The 6132-nt window shown below is 70.7% G+C and carries 3 protein-coding genes and 1 rRNA gene; 2 read left to right on the top strand and 2 right to left on the bottom strand.

Going from position 1 to position 6132, the window contains the following annotated elements; all coding sequences use genetic code 11:
* Positions 1-2: 2 nt before the first annotated feature.
* A 5S ribosomal RNA gene (gene rrf, locus E1165_RS27445) occupies positions 3-119 on the top strand.
* Positions 120-414: 295 nt separating this feature from the next.
* Positions 415-1041 (top strand): NADPH-dependent F420 reductase, encoded by a 627-nt coding sequence (locus E1165_RS27450; protein ID WP_132394605.1) that lies wholly within the window; start codon positions 415-417, stop codon positions 1039-1041.
* Between the two features lie 63 nt (positions 1042-1104).
* On the opposite strand, the gene E1165_RS27455 is transcribed toward E1165_RS27450, so the two are convergent.
* A complete protein-coding gene (locus E1165_RS27455) occupies positions 1105-2922 on the bottom strand; it encodes a VanW family protein (RefSeq protein WP_165945342.1) in 1818 nt (605 codons plus the stop codon).
* Between the two features lie 607 nt (positions 2923-3529).
* Positions 3530-6067 carry a fibronectin type III domain-containing protein gene (locus E1165_RS27460; RefSeq protein ID WP_132394606.1) on the bottom strand — a complete coding sequence of 846 codons (2538 nt, stop codon included), beginning with the start codon at positions 6065-6067 and terminating at the stop codon, positions 3530-3532.
* Positions 6068-6132 lie beyond the last annotated feature (65 nt).

A 6132-nucleotide genomic window follows, 5' to 3' on the forward strand; every position in this document is an offset into this window, starting at 1 on the left:
GTTACGGCGGTCATGGCGGAGGGGAAACGCCCGGTCACATTCCGAACCCGGAAGCTAAGCCCTCCAGCGCCGATGGTACTGCACTCGGGAGGGTGTGGGAGAGTAGGACACCGCCGGACAATCTTTCGGTTCAGGGCCATCCCCCTATGGGGGGATGGCCCTGAACCATTTCCACGAACCACCAACAAAACCGGTGTGTGGGCGCTGCAGCTCGCTCATGTTCGGTGAATCTGACCGACGAGGGCATCCCGCCTCGGTAGCGTCAGTGCGGGACGCGCCCAGACGGCGGGGTGGCGTACTGGCGACAGGGTGACGTGGCGTACGCCTCGTCCGCTATCGGGGTGGACCGGCCGGGGTACCTGCTCCCCGTACGACCGGAACTGACCGTCGGGACCGGCGGAGGCAGGAGTGGTCATGAAGATCGGAATCATCGGCTCGGGACACATCGGTGGGACGCTCACCCGGCGGCTACGCGCCCTGGACCACGACGTGACCGTCACGAACTCACGGGGGCCGCAGAGCCTCAGCGACCTCGCTGAGGAGACCGGTGCCACCGCCGGCACCCTGGAGGACGCGGTGCAGGACGCCGACCTGGTGGTCGTGGCGATCCCACTGTTCGTCGTACCCGCACTGCCACCGGAGCTCTTCGACGGCAAGGTGGTCATCGACGCCAACAACTACTACCCCCAGCGCGACGGTGACATCGGCGAGCTGCTCGACCGAAGTCTCAGCTCCAGCCGGTGGACCGCGGAGCACCTCAAGGGCGCCCGGGTGGTGAAGGCCTTCAACAACATCCAGGCGCAGCACCTGATGGACCACGGCCGCCCAGCCGGCTCCCCCGACCGGATCGCGCTGCCGATCGCCGGGGACGACGCCGAAGCCAAGCAACTGGTGATGCGGCTGGTCGACACGCTCGGATTCGACCCCGTCGACGCCGGCACCCTCGACGAGAGCTGGCGGCAGCAGCCCGGCACCCCCGTCTACGGCACCGACCGTGACGCGCCAGGCGTACGGCAGGGGCTGGTTGAGGCGCGGCCCTGAGGACGTACGACACGGAGAAGCCCCGCCGGCGATCCAGCCGGCGGGGCTTCTCCGTGCCTACGGTCAGGACGGCTCGGGGCCGCAGATGAAGCGGGGCTCGGCGTCATAGGTCCAGCTGAACTTCTCCCGCTTGATCACCTTGCCGTCCCTTTTGATGACCCGGAAGGCGTCCTGGGTGAACCCGTCGCTGCCCGCGGCGGCGATACACGTCGGGCCCGGTTCCAGGTACACCGTCTTCGGCTTGGTGATGTTCCGGCGGGGACCGTACTCGGTCTTGACGCTGTCGTAGATCTTGGTGCTCCAGACCGACACGGTGATCGTGCTGGACGTCCACGAGGTGTCGAGGAGCACCCCGTGCGGGGTGTTGTTGCGGAACTTGAAGTCCAGGTCCGGCCAGAAGATCGTCGACTCGATCACCGCCGGGTAGCGGCTGAAGTAGAACGAGTGCGGCTTGTGCTCGACGTCTTCCAACCCCGCGTAGTAGGTGGCGTTGAACAGGGTGGTCGTGAACTGGGAGACGCCGCCGCCCACCCCGGGGACCAGCTTGCCGTTGAGGATCACCGGAGCGTCCTTGTAGCCCTGGGCGTAGCCGCGCTCGCCGGTGTGCCCGTTCAGTGAGAACGTCTCACCCGGCTTCACCACCGTGCCGTCGACCTCCTTGGCGGCCTGGATGATGTTCTGGCTGCGCGGCGAGGAGAGACCACCGGGGAAGCGGGTCGTGAAGGTGGAGACCCGTTCCTTGATGCCGAGGCTGGCCAGCTTCTCCTCGGTCAGTTCCGGCTCGGCCGCCTTCAGCTCGGCGGTGACCGTCCGGCCCTCGGTCCTGGGCAGGACGGCGAGCAGGTCCCGGCCGAGGGTCGCCGAATCGAGCTGCTGGCCGGCACGGCCCGGCACGACCTTCGGCTTGCCGCCGGAGATGCTCATGGTCGCGTCCTTCGGCTCAACCTCGATCTTCGCCAGCTTGTCGCCCAACGCGTCGCGGAGCCGCTTGACGTCCACCCGGGGAATGAGCTTGCCGGCATCGTCGGCCGAGAAGCGCAGGCCACGAGCGATCGCCGCCGGCGGGATGCTCACCGAGCCCTTGTCGGTCGTCAGCGTCACCGGAGCGGCCACGGCCGGCTTGGCCAACTCGGCCACCAGCCGGTCCACCTCCTCCCGGGTGGTCGCGGGCGCCTTCTCCACCAGCGGGACGGTCACCGGCTCCCTGGTGAGCCAACCGGCCCGCACCACCTCGACGGACCGTTCCGGGTCCAGCGACAGCGCCGGCTTCGGGTACACCGGCTTCGGGGTGGTGCCGGTGAAGATGATCGCCGGCATGGTCATCTCCCGGCCCTGCTTGCCCAGCACCTTGCGCAGGGCGGCGTCGAGCTTGGCGGCGTCGACCGTCACCACCGGATCGACCGTGCGGGAGCCGACCAGCCGGCTCATCGGGTCCGCGTTGGCCTTCGCCGCGGCGGCCACCGTGGCGTCCACGTCCACGGCCAGGCCCACATCGGTCGGGTTGATCTCGGCCCGGTTCTCGCCGACCACCACGGTCAGCGGGGCGCTCAGCGCCGCCGCCCGGCGCTCCAACTCGGCGCGGAGTTCCTTGGCCGCGTCGGCCCTGCTCCGGCCGCCGAGTTCGGTACCGAGCACGCTGGTGCCCCGGGGGACGTCGCCGGCGTACGCCCAGGCCCCGGTCAGGCCCACACCGGCCAGCACCGTGGCGGTCAGCCCACCGGCGAGCAGCAGTTTTGTGCGACGCGACCGTGAGCCACCGGTCGGGCCCGCGGGTGTTCCCGCCGGCTCCGGTGCGTCGTCACCGGGCCAGGTCACCGCGGTGACCTGCACCGTGGGCCGGTCGTCGGAGAGACGTTTGTCGCCGTAAAGGGTCACAGCCACCTCGATAGGGACGTACCACAGGGGGGATTGCTGCCCCCGGAAGACAACTACGGTAACCAACGTGCGGACCGCTCGGCACTGTGCGCCCGGCCATTCCGCGTACGCGTGTCGCTCCGCGTGCTCCTGGGCGTCGCTCTGGCGTGAAACCGTGACTCTGTGTGCGGGTGGGTGATCGGGCGCTGGGGTACGGCGGCGGTTGGCGTCGGGGACGATGTGGGCCGACCGGAATGCATCGATGCCCGGCTGGGCGACCCCGTCCGGGTGCTGTGCCGATCTAGCCCAACCACTGCCCCGTTAGAGCAGACGCCGGTCCGCTTGGCCCTGGCCGATGCGGCTGAGGTGGTCACCGAAGCCGACGAACTTGTCTCCTTCGGCCTCGACGACGGCACCAGGTCCTTCGCCATGGATCCGCCGACGAGGGTTGGACGCGCTGGCTGAGCCAGGGCTGCGACCACCCGACGTCCTTGCCTGGTGGACGGCTCGCCCCAGCCGATGCCGCGGTGCAGGCGCGGTGGCGTACGGACGAACTGCGTGACCGGTCGCGGCAGGCCTGGAACGGGGTGACTCGATCAGTCGGCACCTGCTTGCCGACCGGGGCTGAACCCGCTCACCGCACTTGCACGGCGACGACCTCGCTGGGCAGCCCGTCGGTGCTTCCATCGGTGGCGACGACCCGGAACTCGTACCGGTGGGCTCGGGTCAGCAGCACCGCGGTGTGCCGGGTGTCGAGCAGCGGGACCGGGTCCGTCCGCCAGCGCTCGCCGGCTGTGACGTCCCGTAGCTGCACCCGGTAGGCGAGGCCGTCCCCAACCGAGCGCCAGCTCAGCTGGACGTCCCCGTTCCCACTGGCGGTCGCCTCGAGCTTCGTTGGCCTGGGTAGTCGGGGGGTGACCCTGACCGGTGCGCTGCGTGGCCCGGCCCCAGCCGCGTTTAGCGCCGCCACCGCGAACTCGTACTCATGGCCGTTGCGCAGGCCGGCGATCACCGCCCGGTCGCCCTGGGTGGGAACCGGCTCCTCGGTGAAGTCGCGTTCCCCGGTGGTGACGTCGCGCCGGTAGATACGGTGCCAGCCGTCCGGCGTAACCGGCCGCCAGGCCAACTCGACGCGTCCCGGCGCGGCCTCGGCCCTCAGGCCTTGAGGTACGGAGTTGGGTGGGGCGAGACGGGCGCGGACCCGCACCGGCGTGGTGCGTGGCCCCTCGCCACCGCTGTTGACCGCGCTGACGCTGAACTCGTAGTCGTGGTCGTGCTCCAGAAGCCGGGCGACGTGGCCGTTGCCGGCCTCCAACGCCGGCTCGCGGTACGCCCGGTTCCCCCGTTGGAGGTCGCGGCGGTATACCCGGTAGGAGACCCCGGGGCCGAGCGACCGCCAGATCAGGTGGACGGTGCCGTCCGGCCGGGCGGCGGCGGTCAGACCGGATGGGGCCGCGGGAGGGGTGACGACCGCAGTGGCCCGGACCGGCGGTGTGGGTACGCTGTCGCCGCCACCACCGACCGCGACGACCGTGAACTCGTACGTCCGAGCGTGCTGGAGGAACTCCACGGTGGCGTGGGTGCCGGTGAACGTGCCCACCGTCGTCTGCTCGCCGGTCATGAGGTCGCGCTGCCGGACCCGGAAGAGCTGGACGAAGGGGACCGGATCCCACCTGAGGGCGACGTCCCCGGAGCGTCCCGGCTCGGCCCGCAGACCGGTCGGTGGGAGCGGGGGCGGCACGATGGCGTTCATCCGGGCCACCGGTGAGGGAACGCTTTCGCCGTGCCGGCCCACCGTGGTCACCCGGAACTCGTACTCGTGCTGGTTGACCAGGAAATCGGCGGAGAAGCGGGGCATGGTGGAGGGCTCGCCGATGCGCACGAAGTGGGTCTGCCCAGCGGTGACGTCGCGGCGGTGGACCTGGTAGCGCGGCTGACCGTCAGCGCGTACGGCGGACCAGCTCAGCTCGGCGGTGCCTGCCCCACCGGGCTTGGCGGTGAGGCCCGCCGGCGCGGGAGGCACCTCCGTCCGGTTCGGGTTGGGGCGGGGCCAGTCGACCTCTACGAAGCGGGGGCGGTAGATCCCGGCATCGGCGTAGGTGACCGCGTCGTCGACGTTGTTGACGTTGTACGAGACGAGAAGCTTGCCGGGGCGGGCCAGGTCAGGGTGCAGGTCGGCGTCGTAGACGAGGTGGCCGGCGGCGGTCTCCGGGGCCCGGTGGAGGTAGTCTGGGCCGTCGAACGGGCCGGTCGGCGAGCCGGCGGTGTAGGCCACCAGGTCGGCGCTGAAGATTAGGTTGTTCTCGTGCGTCACCAGGACGTAACGTCCGTTGATCCGCTGCACCCCGTATGCCGTGCCGACACCGCTGAGCACCCGGGCGGAGGCACGCTGGTCGGTGGCCCAGCCGACGCCGGTCCAGAATTCCCACGGGCCGCCGAGGTCGTCGCCGTGTATCCGGGCCACGTGGGCGAACTTCGCCTCGCCCGCCGCCTCTGTGCCGTAGATATAGGTGTGCCCGCCGTCACGTAGCAGGGTCGAGCCCCAGGCGATCCGGGCGTTCAGCGGCAGCGGCCGGACACCGATGGGAGTGAGCGCGGGCAGCGCGAAGGTTGCCAGCGCGGTGCCGAGCAGGGCGTGGTCCAACGGGCTGGCACCGGTCCGGCGGTAGCGGTTGACCAGCACCTGCAGGCTGTCGCCGACAACCTGCGCGTCGCCGATCCAGAAGAACTCCCCGGCTGGCGCCGGGACCAGGGGGCGGGGGTTCTCGGCGGTGCCGCCGTGCCGGGTCTCCCGCAACTGGTCGCCGTGCTGCATTATGGCCGAGTTGTGGACGAAAGGCGCGGCGCGCGGGCGGGAGCCGTTCGAGGCGACCGGGCCGAGGAAGGTGTCGGAGAAGAGCCAGAGCAGCCGGCCGTCGGGGAGGCGCACGGAGGTCGTCCGGTCGGCCCCGGTCCACGTACCGGAGGTGTCGCCGTAACGATCGAAGAGGGCGGTGAGCCGGGTGGCGGACATGCCGGCCCCGGCGGAGGCCGGCCCCGGCGCGGCTGTCGGCACCGCCACCAGCAGGCAGATCACATAGGGAACGAGCAGCCAGCGTGCTGGTCGGCGGGCACCGGCCGTCCCCTCGCCGTTGTCGGCCACCGCCACCAGAAACCCCCGTCTACTGGTCACCCGCCTCGCAGGGTGTCACAACCCCCTGACTTTACGGAAGGGGCCGGATGGGTGGGCCTGGGCGG

Source organism: Micromonospora sp. KC723 (assembly GCF_004348595.1).
GTDB lineage: Bacteria > Actinomycetota > Actinomycetes > Mycobacteriales > Micromonosporaceae > Micromonospora.

Coding starts and splice junctions, on each gene's coding strand:
- E1165_RS27450 (WP_132394605.1), top strand. CDS start 415: ATGAAGATCGGAATCATCGGCTCGGGACACATCGGTGGGACGCTCACC.